General features: G+C 60.0%; 12 protein-coding genes. 11 read left to right on the top strand and 1 reads right to left on the bottom strand.

Going from position 1 to position 17,641, the window contains the following annotated elements:
* Window positions 1-89 precede the first annotated feature (89 nt).
* The 9 genes from M2375_RS15945 to M2375_RS15905 all read left to right on the top strand — a co-directional run bounded on the left by M2375_RS15945 (window position 90) and on the right by M2375_RS15905 (window position 13,646).
* Window positions 90-2,195, top strand: a complete 2,106-nt coding sequence (locus tag M2375_RS15945; protein ID WP_259168841.1) for a TonB-dependent siderophore receptor — start codon at window positions 90-92, stop codon at window positions 2,193-2,195.
* 42 nt (window positions 2,196-2,237) lie between these two features.
* Window positions 2,238-4,910, top strand: coding sequence for a sulfite reductase flavoprotein subunit alpha (locus M2375_RS15940; protein WP_259168840.1), 2,673 nt, complete (start codon window positions 2,238-2,240; stop codon window positions 4,908-4,910).
* A 44-nt stretch (window positions 4,911-4,954) separates the two neighbouring features.
* Window positions 4,955-5,410, top strand: coding sequence for a GNAT family N-acetyltransferase (locus M2375_RS15935; protein WP_259168839.1), 456 nt, complete (start codon window positions 4,955-4,957; stop codon window positions 5,408-5,410).
* Window positions 5,407-6,123 (top strand): hypothetical protein, encoded by a 717-nt coding sequence (locus M2375_RS15930; protein ID WP_259168838.1) that lies wholly within the window; start codon window positions 5,407-5,409, stop codon window positions 6,121-6,123. Before M2375_RS15935 ends, M2375_RS15930 begins: the two co-directional genes overlap by 4 nt.
* Window positions 6,124-6,447: 324 nt before the next feature.
* On the top strand, window positions 6,448-7,227 hold the full coding sequence (locus M2375_RS15925; RefSeq protein WP_259168837.1) for a hypothetical protein: 780 nt from the start codon (window positions 6,448-6,450) through the stop codon (window positions 7,225-7,227).
* Between the two features lie 728 nt (window positions 7,228-7,955).
* Window positions 7,956-8,483: a sigma-70 family RNA polymerase sigma factor gene (locus M2375_RS15920; protein WP_259168836.1), complete on the top strand. Its 528-nt coding sequence runs from the start codon at window positions 7,956-7,958 to the stop codon at window positions 8,481-8,483.
* Between the two features lies 1 nt (window position 8,484).
* Window positions 8,485-9,525 carry a FecR domain-containing protein gene (locus M2375_RS15915; RefSeq protein WP_259168835.1) on the top strand — a complete coding sequence of 347 codons (1,041 nt, stop codon included), beginning with the start codon at window positions 8,485-8,487 and terminating at the stop codon, window positions 9,523-9,525.
* A gap of 114 nt (window positions 9,526-9,639) precedes the next feature.
* Entirely contained in the window at window positions 9,640-12,117 is a 2,478-nt protein-coding gene (locus M2375_RS15910; RefSeq protein ID WP_259168834.1) for a TonB-dependent receptor, read from the top strand.
* 284 nt (window positions 12,118-12,401) lie between these two features.
* The gene (locus tag M2375_RS15905; RefSeq protein ID WP_259168833.1) at window positions 12,402-13,646 is read left to right on the top strand and encodes an ATP-binding protein; all 1,245 of its coding nucleotides are present in this window, start codon (window positions 12,402-12,404) and stop codon (window positions 13,644-13,646) included.
* Window positions 13,647-14,029: 383 nt separating this feature from the next.
* On the opposite strand, the gene M2375_RS15900 is transcribed toward M2375_RS15905, so the two are convergent.
* Window positions 14,030-14,386, bottom strand: a complete 357-nt coding sequence (locus M2375_RS15900; protein ID WP_182323966.1) for a PRC-barrel domain-containing protein — start codon at window positions 14,384-14,386, stop codon at window positions 14,030-14,032.
* Window positions 14,387-15,398: 1,012 nt separating this feature from the next.
* Here M2375_RS15900 and ribA point away from each other — a divergent pair.
* Window positions 15,399-15,950: a GTP cyclohydrolase II RibA gene (ribA, locus tag M2375_RS15895; RefSeq protein WP_259168996.1), complete on the top strand. Its 552-nt coding sequence runs from the start codon at window positions 15,399-15,401 to the stop codon at window positions 15,948-15,950.
* Window positions 15,947-17,635, top strand: a complete 1,689-nt coding sequence (locus M2375_RS15890; RefSeq protein WP_259168831.1) for a WD40 repeat domain-containing protein — start codon at window positions 15,947-15,949, stop codon at window positions 17,633-17,635. Before ribA ends, M2375_RS15890 begins: the two co-directional genes overlap by 4 nt.
* Window positions 17,636-17,641 lie beyond the last annotated feature (6 nt).

Here is a 17,641-nt window from a genome sequence, read left to right as displayed (position 1 = left end):
AGCCACCCGATGCGGGTCTTTTTTGCCGATGGCATCGCCTCTTTTGTGACGCTCCGATGATCCCTTTACGCACCACCGCCCTCCGCCCATTGACGTGCCTCAGCAGCATCGCGCTGGCCATCGCCGCCTGGCCCGCTGCGGCACAAACCGCAGCAGATGCCCCCGCCGCCGCTGAAGCCGTGCTGCCCCAGGTCATCGTGCAAGAAAAAGCACAAGAGATCGGCTACCAGCCCAAGCGCGCCACCACCGCCACCCGCAGCGATGCGGCCTTGCGCGATGTGCCCCAGGCCATTGCCGTGGTGCCTGCCCAGGTGCTGCAAGACCAGCAGGTGCGCTCCATCGACGAGGCGCTCTACAACGTCAGCGGCATCACCCAGGCCAACACCCTGGGCGGCACGCAGGATGCGGTGATCAAGCGCGGCTTTGGCTTTAACCGCGATGGCTCCATCCTGCGCGATGGCATCCGCACCGTGCTGGCACGCAACCTCACCTTCACCACGGAGCGGGTCGAAGTGCTCAAGGGCCCCAGCTCGGTGCTCTACGGCACCATGGACCCGGGTGGCGTGATCAACATGGTCACCAAAAAGCCCCAGCTCAGCTTTGCCGGCCAGGTAGGGGCCTCGCTGTCCAGCTACGGCGGCGGCGGTGCCTCGGTCGATCTGACCGGCCCCCTGGGCGAGCAAGGCCTGGCCTACCGCTTGATTGCCGACACCAGCGATGTCGACTACTGGCGCAACTTTGGCAAAAACCGCCAGACCGTCATCGCCCCGTCGCTGGCCTGGTATGGGCGCGATACCTATGTGCGCATGTCCTACGAGCACACCGACTACGAGCAGCCCTTTGACCGGGGCACGGTCATCGACAGCCGCACCGGCCGCCCGGTGGCCACCGACCGCCGCCAGCGCTTTGACGAGGCCTACAACCGCACCTTGGGCGATTCGGACTTTTTCACCGTGCAGGCCCAGCACCGCCTGAACACGCAGTGGAAGCTCAACGCCGCCTACAGCTACAACCGCAACGGCTATGACGACTACCAGGCCCGGCCGGTGTCGCTCAACCCCACGACCGGCATCCTCACCCGCCGGCCCGATGGCACGCGCGGTGCATTGAGCCAGCAGCATGTGGGCCAGATCAACCTGGAAGGCAAGCTGCAGGCGGGCGGCATGGCGCACGAGATCCTGGCGGGTTTTGATGCCGAAGACAGCAATATCTTCCGCCGCGACATCATCCGGGGCAGCAACAGCGGCGGCTTCAATGTCTACGACCCGGTCTACGGCAAGCTGCCCAATGCCACCAGCATCGACGAGGCGCAAAGCGCACAGAGCGACAAGATCCGCCAGCAGGCGCTGTTTGCGCAGGATTCGATTCGCCTCTCACCCCAGTGGCTGCTGCAGCTGGCCGGGCGCTGGCAGCACTACGAGCAGATCGCGGGCAAAGGCCGGCCCTTTGTGGTGGGCAGCGAATCGGACGGCAGCAAGTTTGTGCCGCGCGCGGGCCTGGTCTGGCAGCCCAACACGGAATGGTCCATCTACGGCAGCTACAGCGAATCCTTCAAGCCGCAAAGCAGCATTGGCAATGTCATCGGCACCTTACCGCCCGAGACCGCCAAGGCCTGGGAGCTGGGCACCAAGTGGGAGTCACCCGCTGGCATCACCGCCACCGCTGCGCTCTACGACATCCGCAAGCGCAATGTGGTGGTGAACGAGACCATTGACGGCCAAAGCTATGCCCGCGCCGTGGGCGGTGCCCGCTCGCGCGGGCTGGAGCTGGATGCCGCCGGCCGCCTGGGCAAGCAGTGGCAGCTGATTGCCACCTATGCCTACACCGATGCCGCGGTGACCGACGACCCGCAATACCAGGACAACCGCCTGGCCAATGTGGCGCGCCACACTGCGTCGCTGTTTGCCGCCTATGATTTTGCCGCCAGCAGCAGTGGCCGCTGGCGTGCCGGCGCCGGCCTGCGCCATGTGGGCAGCCGCGCAGGCGATGCCGCCAACAGCTTCAACAACGCCGGCTACACCGTCGCCGACAGCTTTGTCAGCTGGGAGCGCCCCTGGAGCGGCCGCGTGGTCAAGCTGCAGCTCAACGTCAAGAACCTGTTCGACAAGAACTATGTCAGCTCCTCGGGCAGCCCCATCTATGTGTCGTTGGGCGAGCGCCGCCAGGCCGTGCTGCGCGCGGTCGTGGATTTTTAAGCGCTGGCCGTTCGACAAAATCAAAAGACAACAAAGACAAGCATGTGGAGTTTTAAAAATATCTGGTTCCAGATCCATTGGCTGATCGGCATCACGGCCGGCACCGTGCTGATCGTCATTGGCCTCACCGGTGCCACCTATTCCTTCCAGGACGAGGTGCTGGACTGGGCCAACCCAGGTACCGCCAGCGTGCCGCTGCAACAAAGCCCGGCGCTGACCCCGCCCCAGCTGTTGGCAGCGGTAAGGGCAGCGGGCGAGCAGCGCCGTATCGAGCGCATCACCTTGTACGCCGAGCCTGGGCGCAGCGCCCAGCTGGCCTTTGCGCCTGAGAAGGGCGAGCGCCGGGGCCAGAGCGTCTACCTCCACCCCTACACCGGCGCCCAGCTGCCGGCACAAAGCGGCCGCGAATTCTTTGAATGGAACGAGCGCCTGCACCGCTGGCTGCTGCTGCCCCGCGACGATGGCAAGCCGATAACAGGCAGCCTCTCGCTGTGTCTGCTGCTGCTGTCGCTCTCGGGCCTGTATTTGCGCTGGCCAGCCAAGCCGCTGTCCTGGCGCAGCTGGCTCACCTTCAATGTGCGGCGCAAGGGCCGGCCTTTTCTCTGGGGCCTGCACTCGGTCGCCGGCACCTGGGTGCTGGTGGTCTATGTGATGCTGACCTTGACGGGCATGTACTGGGCTTTTGACGCAGTACGCGCCCCGGTGGACCGCTGGATGGGCGCGCCCTCCCGCGCGGCAGCACGGGCCGAGCAATCGGCCGCGCAAGAAGCCGCCCGCAAAGCCCCGCCGCTGCAGATCGAGCCCGCCACCCTGGAGCCCGCCTGGCAGGGCTTTACCCAGCTGGCCAGTGGCTGGCAGTTTGCGCAAATGCGCCTGCCCCAGCGCGCCGACCAGCCCGTGCAGTTCAGCTGGTGGGGCGCCAATGCCCCGCATGACCGCGCGCGCAACCAGCTCAGCCTCAGCCTGGACGGCAGCGTGCAGCGCGATGACCGCTTTGCCGACCTGCCCGCCGGCCGCCGCGCGCTGGCCGCCATCTACCCGCTGCACACCGGCACCTATTTTGGGATGACGGGCCGCATCATCGTCACCGTCGCGGCGCTGATGATGCCGCTGTTTGCGATCACCGGCTGGCTGCTCTACCTGGAGCGCCGCCGCAGCTCCCGCGCCGCCGCCAAGGCCCAGCGCGCGCTGCTGGAGGACGATGGGCCGCAGGCAGACCCCGCGACCGGGGCCCATGCCGGCGCGGCCATTGCCGTGGTCTACGCCAGCCAGGCCGGCCATGCCCAGCAACTGGCCGTGCGTACCGTTGCGCGCCTGCGCAGCGCGGGCTTGGCCGCGCAGCTGCTGCCCGCCGCCAGTCTGGATATGGCCCAGCTGCAACCCCAGCGCCAACTGCTGTGGGTGGCCAGCACCTTTGGCGAAGGCCAACCGCCCGACAGTGCCCGGCGCCTGGCGCGTTTGCTGCAGCAGGCCGAAGGCACTCCATTTGCCCACCAGCGCTTTGGCATGCTGGCGCTGGGTGACCGCCAGTACAGCCAGTTCTGCGGCTTTGGCCTGGCACTGGCCGCGCAGCTGGAGCGCCTGGGGGCACAGCCCGTGTTTGCCCCCATAACGATGGATGCCGAGGACGACGCTGCCTGGCAAGCCTGGCTGCAGGCGCTGGTCCAGCACTGGGGCGTGAACGCCGCGCCCGCCACCGCTGCAGACAATGCTGCTGCCAGCGTGGCCGATTCCGATGCGCCCGATGCCCTCTTCCTGCCCGCCCAGCTGCTCAGCCGCCACCACCTCAACCCCAGCAGCAGCGGCCAACCGCTGTATCAGGTGGAGTTGGGCTTTGCGCCCGAGCATGCGCTGCAGTGGCAGGCCGGTGGCCTGGTGGAGGTCAAGGCCCAGCATGCACCCGCCCAGGTCGATGCCTGGCTGCAAGCGCACCAGCTTGACGGCAACGCCGCCGTGCAGTGGCGGGGCAGCGCCAGCACCCTGCGCGATGCGCTCAGCGCCTGCGAGCTGCCCACGCTCTCGGCCCCCGCAGCATCGGCCCAGGCCCTGGCCGACCAGCTCCATCCGCTGGCCCCACGCAGCTACTCGCTGGCCTCCTTGCCGGCCGATGGCCGCATTCGCCTCTATGTACGCCAAACCCTGCGCGAGCAGCCGGGCGCCGCCCCACAGCTCGGCCTGGCTTCGGGCTGGCTCACGGCCCATGCCGCGCTGGGCAGCCACATCGCTGTGCGCCTGGTCGACAACCCCGGCTTTGCCCCACTGGCCGGCGGTGCGCGGCCCGCCATCTTTATGGGCAATGGCTCGGGCTATGCCGGCCTGCGCGGCCATCTGCGCCAGCGCATCGCCAACGGCCAGTTTGACAACTGGCTGGTCTTTGGCGAGCGCCGCCGCGCGCACGACTCCTACGCCGAAGACGAGGTCTGCGTCTGGCAGGCCCAGGGCCAGATCGCGCGCGCCGACTACGCCTATTCACGCGACGCCCGCGATGCCCGCGACCAAGCCCCCGGCCAAGGCCCGCACTGCTATGTGCAAGACGCGCTGCGCGCCGCCGCCGAGCCCTTGCAGGCCTGGCTGGCCCGTGGCGCCGTCATCTACGTCTGCGGCAGCTACGAGGGCATGGCCACTGGCGTGGACCAGGCACTGACGGAGCTGCTGGGTGAAGCAGGGCTGAACGCCTTGATCGACGAGGGGCGGTATCGGCGGGATGTGTACTGACATAAGATCGACGGCCCACTTAGCCTGCAAGGGCCGCTTTCGTCATGCACCCCTCCCCACCGCCTCTCGCCATTCGCCCCCTTGTCGAATCTGTGCTTGCGCTGTACACCCATCTGCACCCCGCAGACGACGCCCTGCCGCCGCTGCCACAGGTACAAGCCATCTGGCAAGGCTTGATGGCGGACCCGCGCAATCTGTACCTCGGCGGCTTTGTCGGCCCAGAGTTGGTCAGCAGCTGCGTGCTGCTGGTGATCGCCAATCTCACGCGGGGTTGCCGACCTTATGCGTTGATCGAGAACGTCGTCACCCACGCCGACTACCGCCAGCGCGGCTATGGCAGAGCCCTGCTGCATGCCGCCTTGGCGCAGGCCTGGGCCAAGAGCTGCCACAAGGCCATGCTGATGACGGGCAGCAAGGATGAGGCCACCTTGCGCTTTTATGCCGAGGCCGGTTTTGACAGCCATGAAAAACAGGCCTTCGTTGCGCGGCCTCCCGCATGAGACCTCCAGATCCCACCGTCCTGGCGGCCAAGGTTTTTGCGCTCGTCTTTGCCGGCCTGACTCTGTACTGTTCAGCGGTCTATCTGGTGCTGCGTGATGTCGTTGGGCTGCAGCTGGTGTTTGGCGGCCTCTACCGCATGTTCATGTACCACGCGCAGCATCCCTTCCAGTACATCGCCCTCTTTTGCGCGGTGTTTGCGGCCGGCTTGGCATCCATGCTGGCTTGCTGGCCAAGAGCGCGGCAGTGGCCAGCTTGGGCGCTGACAACTCTGATGCTGCTGCTGACCGTGCTGCTGGGCTCCGCCTTGGGTGGCGCACTGTGGTCGCTGCACGATATGCAGGCGGGCTTTTTTCCGCCGAGTCATCGCCTTTGGGAGGATGTTGGGTGGGGCGTGCAGAGCGGGGTGCAAGTGGGTTGGCTGGTGCTGCTGCTGTCGCTGCCTTTCAATGTGCTGTGTCTCCCAGCGTTTTATGGGGCGGGCCGCTATGGAATGAAGCAATCCAGGAAGCAGCCTTTACTACCGAAACGGCAAATCTGGGCGACTCGTGGGCATCCACAGGAATTTCATGAGATAGGTCGCACCCTGCGTGGATCAATAGTTTGCCGTGCTTCACTTCTCAGATGCCGGCAGTGCCGGCCTGTGCATAAGCAAGTCCCTGCTCAACGGCGATCACACATGCTCGGCCCCCTGCTTCGCCATGCAGAGGCATAACCCAATGCATCTCTATATGACCCGTTCGCAGCTATCTAACACGTAATCCACACTGTGGGGGCGCGCCTCTCTGCCCTCGATCAAGAAAAAAGAGATCCCCATACAAGGCATAAAGTCACCAAGATTGATTTGCAGCAATGTGATAGGAGGCTGGACTTGACCAAGCGCCCAAAGTTGGCTGAGTAGAAAACGGAATTCTCGGCGGCTAAGAGACTTTAAAGCAATCTGTTGCAGCTACCCAAAAAGAGATGCCTCAGCGGGCTGATTTGAATGCCATTTAAAGGTAGAGTACTGGTCTCTCAACAACTGATATAAAGATCGATCATGGATCAGTGCGAAGCGCAAAGGAAAGCAGTGCGAGGGTTTTTTCAAAGAAATGCCTATTGGTTGATGGTACCCATTACGATGACCATACTAGTAGTACTCTGGGGATTGTGGGGTCTTGGTGGTGGTCAATATTTCCTAGACAAGCTATGCAAAAATGACCAAGAATGTAAAATCCTGAATCAACTTGCATCATTGGGTGACGTATTTGGCGGGGTAAATGCATTATTCGCAGGTCTTGCTTTGGCAGCTGTTGCAATCAGCACCGACTTAGCAAGAAGAGCGTATACAGCCGATCGGCAATGGAGGCGTGACGAAAAATACATCGAACAAATCATCACATCTTATAAATGGGCATACAGCGTCCTGATGGATGGAAAAAAGGATGGTCCACCAAAAGCAGACCGAATGAACTGGTCAAGTTGCGCTCGCCATCTATTACGAGCAGAGAAGATTTTTGGATCAGTAGTAACTCCTGAACTCAACACAATCCTGAAAGAGCAAAGAGAGTTTTGGCGCCACCAATTCTACTTAAGCCTCGATTATGAAGTTCTAAAACATGCACATTATTTTAGCAACATCTATAGAAATAATGCAGATCCACTTGACCCTACAGCAGCACTTATTGTGGTGCAGTTTTCGGTTTGGAAAGATGAAATCGACCCTCTATTTGAGGTCGACGCGGAAGCACTGACCAAAGAGCTTACTAATAGCGCTCGCATTTCAAAGGCCGGTTTATTTGAATTTATACATGAAATGAAAACTACTCATCCGGAATAGAGAAAAAAAATACTCAAATCGGTGAAAAAGCATCAAAGATCGAAGAATTCACAGCAATTTTCACTAATGCAAATAGATGCAAATATTCTCAGGCCAGCAAATTCTGGCCTTATTCATTTCTGCATTTCCAATGCATAACTACTCAACCACAAATCCGCCTAATTTTCCTAAAAATATGAAGTGACCTGTGCCGGAGGACAATTTCCTCAAATGTAAATCGACTCGCTAAAAAGACGAGCGCTGCACAAGCGGCCAAATGCGTTACTCGCACCTTCATCCCGTTACTTGATGGTAAGAGATGACAAGCCCTCTTACGTAGCCCGGATATAGCAGCGGCAGTTCACCGGAGGTGAAGTGTTATCGCTCAAAGACTATGGTGTTCATGTGGTGCTTGTGTCTTAGGCAGGCCAAGGGCTACGGCGTAATGAACAGTACGAGGTAATGGCAACGAGCTCACAACCATCTAGGCATTAGGTGCTTCAGGAGTTACGAGATGATGCCTTGACGCAGAACTACACGGAGGGATTCGGTGTAAATCTAGTTGAACGGGGCGGACAGGTGATTGACAACTGACATCGCTAGGCCAAGCGGGATCCTTACAAGTGCAGGTCAATCACTGGGCCAAAGCGCCAGAAACGCTACTCGCCATCGCCACCCGCGCCTGCAACGCACACCTGGATACACACATATAATAAGAACCATTCTCATTCCATAACTCCCCCAACACCATGCACCCAAGCCCCGGCATCCCGCCCTCAGCTGCAGTCGATCCGGTGCAAACCCTGTACGAGGCGCACCACAGCTGGCTGGTTGCGCGGTTGCGGCGCAAATTGGGCTGTGCATGGGATGCGGCGGATTTGGCGCAGAACACCTTTGTGCGCGTGCTGGGCACGCAGCGCCAACAACTGCAAGAGCTGCTGGAGCCACGCGCCTACCTCACCACAATTGCGCAACGCCTGTTGTCCAACCACCTGCGGCGCAGGCAGATCGAGCGGGCCTACCTGGATGCGCTGGCCCTGCTGCCCGAGCCTGTGGCCCCGCCGCCCGATGCCCAGTTGATGGTGCTGGAGACCTTGGTGGCGATTGACCGCCTGCTGGGCGGCCTGCCCGTCGTCGCGCGCAAGTCCTTTTTGCTGTGGCGGCTGGAGGACCTGACGCAAGAGGAGATTGCCCAGCAGCTGGGCATATCGCGCACCAGCGTGCGCCGCCACTTGGCGCTGGCCGCAGAGCGCTGCTATTTTGCGGGCCAGGGCTGAGATGGCCGCCCCGCAGCACCTGCCCGGCGGCATGCCGCTGGGCGCGCAATCGATGCCATCCGCCATCCCGCCCGCCGTCGCCCAAGCCGCGGTGCGCTGGCTGCTTGATCTGGAGCCCGGCGACAGCGCCACTGCCCGCCGCAAGCGCCAGCAGTGGCAGCAGTGGCTGGATGCCGACCCGCTGCATGCCCAGGCCTGGCAGCGCATGGCCCAGGTCGATAGCCAGTTGCGCGGCGTGCCCACGGCGGTGGCGGTGCAGACCCTCGCATCGCCCGCGCTGTCGCGCCGCCACGCGGTGCGTTTGGCGGTCATGCTGGGCGCTGGTGCCGGCGGTTTGCTGGCCGTCGGCCACAGCCCGCTGGGCACGCAGGCCTGGCTCAGCGCTACGGCGGATCTATCCACCGCCACCGGCCAGCAGCAGCGCAGCGTGCTGGCCGATGGCACGCGCCTGCTGCTCAATACCGCCTCGGCGGTGGATCTGCGCTACAGCAGCAGCGAGCGGCTGATCGTGCTGCGCGCCGGCGAGATCCATATTGAAAGCGCCGCCGACCCCAGCCCCGACCCAGCGACTGGCCAGGCCCGCCCTTTGCGGGTGCGCAGCAGCCAAGGCTGGGCACGGGCGATTGGCACCCGCTTTAGCGTAAGCCAGTACCCGGACCACACCCTGGTCCAGGTGCAAGAAGGCCAGGTCGAGCTGCAATTGCGCCAGGACCGCAGCCAGACCCTGCGCCTGGCCGCTGGCGAGCAAGGGCGCATAGGTGCCAGCCAGCTGCTGCATGAAGCGGCAGCCCCCGCCAGTGAGATGGCCTGGACCCAGGGCATGCTGGTGGCCGATGACATGCGCCTGGGTGACTTTGTCGCCGAGCTGGCCCGCTACCGTTCTGGCCATTTGCACTGCAGCCCCGAGGCCGCCGCGCTGCGCGTATCGGGCAGCTACCCGCTGGGCGATACCGACCGGGTGCTGGCAGCGCTCAGCCGCGCATTGCCGGTGCACACCATCAGCCGCACCCGCTGGTGGGTAACGGTGGAGCGAAACCGCTAGCCTTCCCCAAAAAACATGGCCAATTGGCCTGCGCCGCGTGTCAAGCCCTGCAGAAGTGCCGCAAAACCCATTGCGGTGCGCTTTTGCTAGCTTGTTCAACCGGGACCCTATCGCATGTACCGCCCTCGCTTCTCCGCCCCCGTCCAACCCCGTGGCATTGCCGTCTCCGCCCACCTGCTCTGCCTGGGCTTGGCAGCTTGCGCCACCTTCGGGGCGCTGCCGCAAACCGCCCAGGCCCAGCAGCCCGCCAGCCCGCAGGCGGTACGCAGCTACTCCATCCCCGCCGGCCCCTTGGCCGCTGCCCTGAACCGCTTGGGCCAAGACTCGGGCACCTTGATATCGTTTGCGCCCGATACCGTCGCCGGCCTGCAAAGCCCTGGCGTGCAAGGCGCTACCGATGTGGGCCAGGCGCTGGCAGCTTTGCTGGCCGGCTCACCGCTGCAGGCCCAGCGCGATGCCAGTGGCAGCTATGTGGTGCGGCGCGCAGCCCCCGCCGCACCCCAGACAGCCGCGCAGCCGGCATCCGCCGCAGCAGCGGGCGCGCCCAGCATCACCCTGCCCGAGCTGCGCGTAACTGCCCAGGCCGAGCGCAGCGCCACCACCGAAGGCAGCGGCAACTACACCATCCGCAGCAGCGCCGCCGCCACCGGCCTGCAGCTGTCGCCACGCGAGACACCGCAATCGGTCAGCGTGCTCACCCGCCAGCAGATCGAGGACCAGGGCATCACCAGCATCGGCGAGGCAGCGCGCCACATCACCGGCATCTCGGCCATCAGCTCGGACAGCGACCGCACCGATCTGGACGCCCGGGGCTTCTACATCGACAACTACCAGTACGACGGCGTGCCGACCTTTGTTGCCAATGACTTCTTTGGCGCCTCGATGCTCGACCCGATTCTGTATGACCGGATCGAAGTGGTGCGCGGCGCTACGGGCCTGATGACCGGCGCCGGCAACCCCGGCGCCTCGGTCAACCTGGTGCGCAAGCGCGCCAGCAGCAAAACCTTCACCGGTTCGGCCAGCGTCAGCCTGGGCTCCTGGAACGAGCGCCGCGCCACCCTGGACCTGAGCACGCCTTTGACCGACGACGGCCGCATTCGCGCACGCGTAGCCGCCATGGCCGATGAGCGCGACTCGCACCTGGACCGCTACCACACGCGCAACCGCGCGCTGCTGGCCACGGTGGAGGCCGATTTGACGCCCGACACCACCGCCTGGATCGGGCTGGAACACCAGGCCAAGCGCCCCACCGGCGTCACCTGGGGCGGCCTGCCCATGGTCTACCAAGACGGCAGTGCCACCCACTGGCCGCGCTCATTCAGCATCGGCGCGGATTGGACATCGTGGAACACCACCAGCAACACCACCTATGCCGGGCTGGAGCACCGCTTTGACAATGGCTGGTCCATCAAAGCCAGCGCCAGCCGCTTGGATGCCGACTACAGCTCCAAACTGCTGTACCTGCTCAACCAGCCAGAGCAAGGCACTGGCCTGGGCCTGGGGCCCTACCCCAACTACTCGCGCCAGACTTTTACGCAAAACAGCGGCAGCCTGCAGGCCACCGGCCCCTTTGATCTGCTGGGCCGCAAGCACGAGGCCGTGGTGGGCCTCACCGCCAGCCAGTCCAACTACGCCTACGGCAACCATGCCTACACCGCCACGCCCATCGGCAATATCTTTGAATGGGATGGCTCCTACCCCGAGCCCGTCTGGGGTGCCTTCCGCCCACTGGGCGATGACCGCACGCGCCAAAGCGCCGTGTATGGCGCGCTGCGCCTGTCGCTGGCCGACGACCTCAAGCTCATCATCGGCGGCCGCGAAAGCCGCTGGGAAAGCCAGAGCCTGACCGCCACCCGCAAGCACGATGTCTTCACCCCGTACGCGGGCCTGCTGTATGACATCAACGCCACGTACACGGTCTACGCCAGCTATACCGACATCTTCCAGCCGCAGAACTACCAAGACACCCAAGGCCGCTACCTCGACCCCGTCACCGGCAAATCCTATGAGGCCGGCATCAAGGCCGCCTTCCTGGATGGCAAGGTCAATGCCTCGCTGGCCGTGTTCCACATCGCCCAAGACAATGTCGCCGTGCAAGACGGCGACAACATGATTGGCGGCACCGGCAACCCCGCCTACCGGGGCGAGAAAGGGGTCACCAGCAAAGGCTTTGAGGCCGAGGTATCGGGCGAGCTGGCCCGTGGTTGGCAGTTGATCGCCGGCTTTGCCCGGGCCGATGCACGCAACGCCGACCAAACCCGCCTGCAATCGCAGCGCCCCAACAACATGGCCCACCTCTACACCACCTACCGCCTGCCCGGCAACTGGACTGCGCTCAAGGTCGGCGGTGGCCTCACCTGGAAAAGCGCCACCTACGCCACCACCACCACGTCGACTGGCGTTGACGCCCGCCGCGACCAGGGCTCCATCACCCTGGCCAGCATGATGGCCAGCTACGACATATCGCGCCAGCTGTCCGTGCAGCTCAACATCAACAACCTGTTCGACAAGAACTACTACGACTTTGCCGGCAGCCAGATCTACTACGGCGCCCCGCGCAAGTTCACGCTCACGGCCAAGTACGACTTCTAAGCAGCACTAAGCGGCAACGACAAAGCCCGCTGGCATAACCAGCGGGCTGCTTGCCATAGGCTTGGTGAAGGGGTCGTAGAACCCCTGCTCTGCCCGATTGCTGGGTCTCATGGGTCTGGCAAATGTGGGTCATGGAAGACCCAGAACATCTGCAAAATCAGTGAGAGCGGTTCATCGATTCATTCTCAGACCCTTGCAAAGATTCCCAATACCTGGGGCAGCGTACCCACCAGGTGAGGCGATATGTTTTCAGCACCCGCGCGCTAGCGCCCCGAAAGTCAAAATTGGCCTCTCTCTCGCAGGTCGAGGCCTTTGCTATACTGCCGCGCACAGGCAGGAGAGACGCCATCAACACCCCAGCTGACATCGACCTGAGCGTCCTGACTGCGACGAACTCAAGGGCCGCACACTACATTCTTGAAATCGTTAAAGCGCAGACTGGCATGGGGCTGGTAGGCATGGCCTGGGTTCGCTCCAACATGTGGCGTGCATGCGCTGTGGTGGACGACATGGGCCTCGGCATGAAAGCCGGCGATGAACTGGATGTGGACAGCACACTGTGCAAGGACGTCATGCAATCCCAGGTTGGGATTGCATTTGATGACGCACTGAACCACCCTGTTTTTCACGACCATAAAACGCCCAAGCTCTACGGATTTCGCGCCTACATCAGCGAGCCGATTCTGTTAACGGATGGCTCCTATTTCGGTAATTTGTTTGCCTTGGACGCAGAGCCCAGGCCCATCACGAGCGAGAAAAACCGAGCGATTTTTACCGCTTGCGCCGGCATTCTCGGCAAGCTTCTTCAAGATCAGCTGATATCTCAACAGCTCAGCAACGAGATTCAGAGCTTTAAAGAGACTGGCAACGCCCGAGAGGTTTTCTTGGCTGTTGTCGCCCACGATCTACGCAACCCTTTGCAAGCGATCACGATGGGAGCGAAGATGCTCGCACGAGGCGACGAGCCCAAAGCGGCAAAGCTGGGCGAACGAATGGCTACGAGCGCTCGCCGAATGAGTAAGCTCATAGATGATCTGGTCGATTACGCCAAAGGTCGAGCCGGCAACGAAATATCCATTGCCACCGAACCCACGGCAAGCCTCTCTGCGGCTTTACAAACCGTCATCGATGAGTTTGTAGAAGCGCATCCCCGCCATGATTTCATTGCATCGCTTCAGCTACCAGCTGCCGTGCGTGTCGACACCCCACGCATTCAGCAGCTCTTATCCAACCTTCTAGGAAACGCTGTTGCCTACGGTGGGTCGGACTTTCCGATTCAGATCACCGGAAGCCTGGAAGGAAAAGACATGGTCATTGAGGTCAACAACCGGGGGCCTCTGGTACCGGACGAAGTGATTGCCCAGATGTTCGATGCCCACTTCCAAGGCCCAAAGTCTGCCGCTACCAGCATGGGGCTGGGCTTGAGTATCTGCAAGCAGATCGTCGCAGCCCACCACGGAAATTTGACCGTCCTATCTCGTTCAGATTCAGGCACCACATTCACGATCAGGCTGCCTGTGGTTCTTTAGGCGGACAAGAATAAACCAGGCGCTTGATACAGGACGGGGTCGATGAGCCGGTAACACGGCCCAGCTAACCGAAAAGAGACCAAGACAACCCTAAATCAGGCGCCCCCCAACTAGGCGCGCGGCCGTAGACAGCGCGCAGAGCATGCCCCATACCAACAACGCAAAAAAAGCCCGCTGAATAATCAGCGGGCTGCTTTGTATTTGGGCAACGAACTGCGCTACCCATTCAACGGCCAATGCAGTAGGGAATTTGACCCCCAGCAATGTACCCATTCAAGGGGCTAAGACAGTTCTTGAGACTAGGCGTCCCGGGCGTAGGCAGTACTGCAAGTACGACAAGCCCGGGCAACGACGTATCAAGGGCTGTATTAGCCCTGCCCCGATCAAATCCAAGGGACGCCGTAGTATTCATTGACCTTGCGGCCGTATTCGTCGTTGTAGTCCTGCGTCGTCTCACGCGCATAACGCGGTGCGCCTTCCAGCTGCTCCTTGGTGAGCGACACCACATAGCCGCCCAGGCCCGTGTCGTACTTCAGGGTTTCCCAAGGCAGCGGGTACACATCGGTGCCCATGCCCAGAAAGCCGCCAAACTCCATCACCGCGTAGCGCACCTTGCCGCTCAGCTTGTCCAGCAGCAGGCTTTCGACCGAACCCAGCTTGTCGCCATTGGGGTTGTACACCTTGGTGCCTTGCACCTTGTCCGAAGAGATCACGCTCGATGCTGTGTTAATCGTATTCATAGGTTTCTCCTGAGTTGGAAAGCGGGATTGCAAAGGGGCCGGTGGATGGGCATTTGCGCCATGCCTCGGCCTTGGATTCAATGCTAATCAGCGCCACCCGCCGCCCAGGTAGTCATCGCCGTCCGATAGCCGTAGGACGGGCCGCACCGGTTTTGCAGGACGGGAAAAACGCGCTTCTACAAGCCCATTGTTGTGCGTGCTACGGCGCCATTCGCGGTCCTCGGCAGAGGCCTCACCTAATGGATGGGATGCGGATCGGAATGCCGTGCCAGGCGTCTTTTACTGCTGGCGTCGCAGCCATGTTCCAAAAAGAACTCAGAGCAGATCGCCCCACCCCCACCCCCACCCCCACCCCAACCCCAACCCCAGCTACAGCTACCGCTACAGCCATGTCATACCGCAAGACCCTGTGAACGCATCTGATCAACAAAGCCCATGGCGCTTAGACCAAGGCTGCCGGGGGAGGCGCAGAGCATCGACCAGGCGGGGTTCGGCCGACCAGGCAACAAGGTATCAAGGCTAGTGTTGGCGGCACTAAGAAAAGCTACGCCTGCAAACAACCAAGCCTCTGGTTGTGACACGTTACCGCCAAAAATCCTTGGTATATGCCATTCAAAATCCAGCGAAGAGCACATTCACTTGCGAATGTCAGTAACTACCGAAAATTCTCCGCTTTCCCTCCAAGTGTTATTTGGCGGAAGCTGAAATATTTACAACCTCAATTTATAAATATAAAAATAAAATAAAAAGCAAATTATTATAAATGTCTCCCCGTGGAAACAATTGAATTTCAGACGATTGCATATCCACATGGTATCTTTATTCCCATGAGATGAAAAATTCATTCGAGTCATGCATTCGAATACTATATCAACGAGGGTTCACCATGGATAGACAACAATTGGAGAGCGCATTCCCGAAAAATACAGGGGATACAAAGCAAAGGCCCAGAGTTCGAAGTATCGTTTCAGTGCCCATCATTCTCACAAACGGCCTCAAATCCAGGTCAGAAATCATCAGCTTTCATGGCCTGAGCGACCAGGGCGAGCATTTTGCAGTGCGGTTTGATCGTTCGGATGCAAAAGCAACGCTGGTTCGCCTACATTCCGAATGTGTCACTGGTGATGTTTTGGCTTCCGCACGTTGCGACTGCGGCCCTCAGCTCCAGGAGGCGCTACAACGTCTGCATTTAGAAGGTGGATTGCTATTGTATTTGCGCCAAGAAGGCCGGGGAATTGGACTCTATCGCAAGCTGGAAGCCTACCTATTACAAGAGCGGGGTTTGGATACCTTTGCAGCCAACCGTGCCCTTGGCCACAAGGACGATGAACGCAGTTACCAAGTCGCAGCGGAAATGCTGCAAGCGCTGGACATTAAAAAAATCCGCCTGCTTAGCAATAACCCAGACAAACAGACACAGCTCATCAACTCGGGCATCGTCGTCGAATCACGCATCCCCACCGGCGTTTTTGTCGACGCAGAAAATCGCAACTATCTAGAAGCCAAGGTCAAATATTCACTTCACTCGATTGACTTTCCACCGATCCAGAAGGAAATCCCATGATCTCCCATCTATCCCCCATCAGCGGCGTCGCTACCTACGACGGTCGCTTCATTGCGACCGCTGGATACGACAACCAGATTATATTATGGGATGCCCACCAGAAAATAGCACTGGCCCGCGCTTGGCATGACCACTTAGCAAACCAACTGTCATTTAGCAGTGACGGAAACTATTTAATAAGTGCATCCAGTGACCACACAGCCAGGTTGTGGTCTGTGCCCAGCATGAAGTTAATTTCAGTGCTATCCGATCATGAAGACGATGTGGAAATGGCCATCTTCCACCCAACCGAAGCGCTGATTGCAACCGCGTCACGCGATCACCACGTCAGGGTCTACGACTTCAAAGGCCAGCTAAGAAAATGCTTTAAAGGCCATACCGCCGATGTGATATCCATCGCTTGGTCCAAAAATGGCGATGACCTAATGTCTTCCAGCGACGACAGCACCTTGAAACAATGGTCATTCGCCACAGAGAAGCTGGTGAATGACATCTACCTGGGAGGGGTCGAGACAGATACCATTGCCCTCGCAAGCGATGGGAAAGTTTACGCAGGAAATGATGCTGGCATCATTATCATCATTGACGGTGCCAAGATCCAAAAAACACCAGCGCATAACGCTGGCATCAAGCGATTAGTATACCAAGAGATCGATCAATTATTGGTTAGCTTAAGCTACGATCGGTTAGTGCGGGTATGGAAAACGGAATCAAGCAATCTTATCCCCATCGCACAATCAACTATGCCACCTGAAATATGGCCAAGGTCTTGCGCTTTTTTAGATGAAAACACCTTGGTTTTCGCAACCTTTGGCTCCACCTATGCGACCTTCCATATCCAAACAGGCGAATGGAACCTCGACAAAGTCTTCGCAACCGGTGGCATCAATGCAACGATAAAACATAACTCTGAATTGCTATCTATTGGCGATGCTGGAGTTCTAAAAATCAATCACCAGCCAGTCAATAGCAATCCCAGTTTATGCAACTTCCTCACACCCATCGGCGACAAAATATACACGGGCGGCCAAACGGGGGAACTATTTAATGCCAAAACGGGAGAAATAATATACCAACACCGATCACCGCTCAACTGTGGTGCTACGTTCGCGCGCAACGGCATCAGCCATTTGATTATTGGCACCTATACCGGAGAGGGCGTCATTTTCTCCATCTCGCAGCAAGGGGCTCTTAACCATGTGTCAACGCTCAAGCTCCATGAAAACGCCGTGAAATCTATTGCAGCCTCCAACAATATGATATTTTCCGTTTGCGCAGACACCAGCGCTGCATGGTTTTCGATTGCAACTTTGAGCGAACTATCCAGAAAATGCGATGCCCATAGCCGGATTGCCAATGGTTGTGCAGCATTGCCCCAAGACAGATTTGTCAGCGTCGGCCGGGATCACAAGCTCAGAATCTGGGAAAATTTCTCATCCACTGACTATGAAACCCCTCATCAACATTCCATAAAATGTGTAGCAACAACAACTGATGGAAGATTTATTGCATCCGGCTCCTACCATGGTTACGTTGCGGTCTATGACAATGATGAAAGCAAATGGCAGCCACTCATCCGGCCCACTTCGTCTGGCATATCATCATTGTGCTTTGATACGGAAAAATACCAATTCCTAGCTGGCGCTTATGATGGCCACATTTACGAAGTCGACATTCTTCAATAGCATTAA

The organism is Comamonas sp. BIGb0152 (assembly GCF_024809975.1).
Taxonomy (GTDB): Bacteria; Pseudomonadota; Gammaproteobacteria; order Burkholderiales; family Burkholderiaceae_C; genus Comamonas.
The sequence above is the reverse complement of the archived record's forward strand: the minus strand, read 5'-3'. Positions and strand labels throughout refer to the sequence as shown.

Coding starts and splice junctions, on each gene's coding strand:
- M2375_RS15935 (WP_259168839.1), top strand. CDS start 4,955: ATGCACCCCTCCCCACCGCCTCTCGCCATTCGCCCCCTTGTCGAATCT.
- M2375_RS15900 (WP_182323966.1), bottom strand. CDS start 14,386: ATGAATACGATTAACACAGCATCGAGCGTGATCTCTTCGGACAAGGTG.
- M2375_RS15925 (WP_259168837.1), top strand. CDS start 6,448: ATGGATCAGTGCGAAGCGCAAAGGAAAGCAGTGCGAGGGTTTTTTCAA.
- M2375_RS15930 (WP_259168838.1), top strand. CDS start 5,407: ATGAGACCTCCAGATCCCACCGTCCTGGCGGCCAAGGTTTTTGCGCTC.
- M2375_RS15890 (WP_259168831.1), top strand. CDS start 15,947: ATGATCTCCCATCTATCCCCCATCAGCGGCGTCGCTACCTACGACGGT.
- M2375_RS15915 (WP_259168835.1), top strand. CDS start 8,485: ATGGCCGCCCCGCAGCACCTGCCCGGCGGCATGCCGCTGGGCGCGCAA.
- M2375_RS15920 (WP_259168836.1), top strand. CDS start 7,956: ATGCACCCAAGCCCCGGCATCCCGCCCTCAGCTGCAGTCGATCCGGTG.
- M2375_RS15940 (WP_259168840.1), top strand. CDS start 2,238: ATGTGGAGTTTTAAAAATATCTGGTTCCAGATCCATTGGCTGATCGGC.
- M2375_RS15910 (WP_259168834.1), top strand. CDS start 9,640: ATGTACCGCCCTCGCTTCTCCGCCCCCGTCCAACCCCGTGGCATTGCC.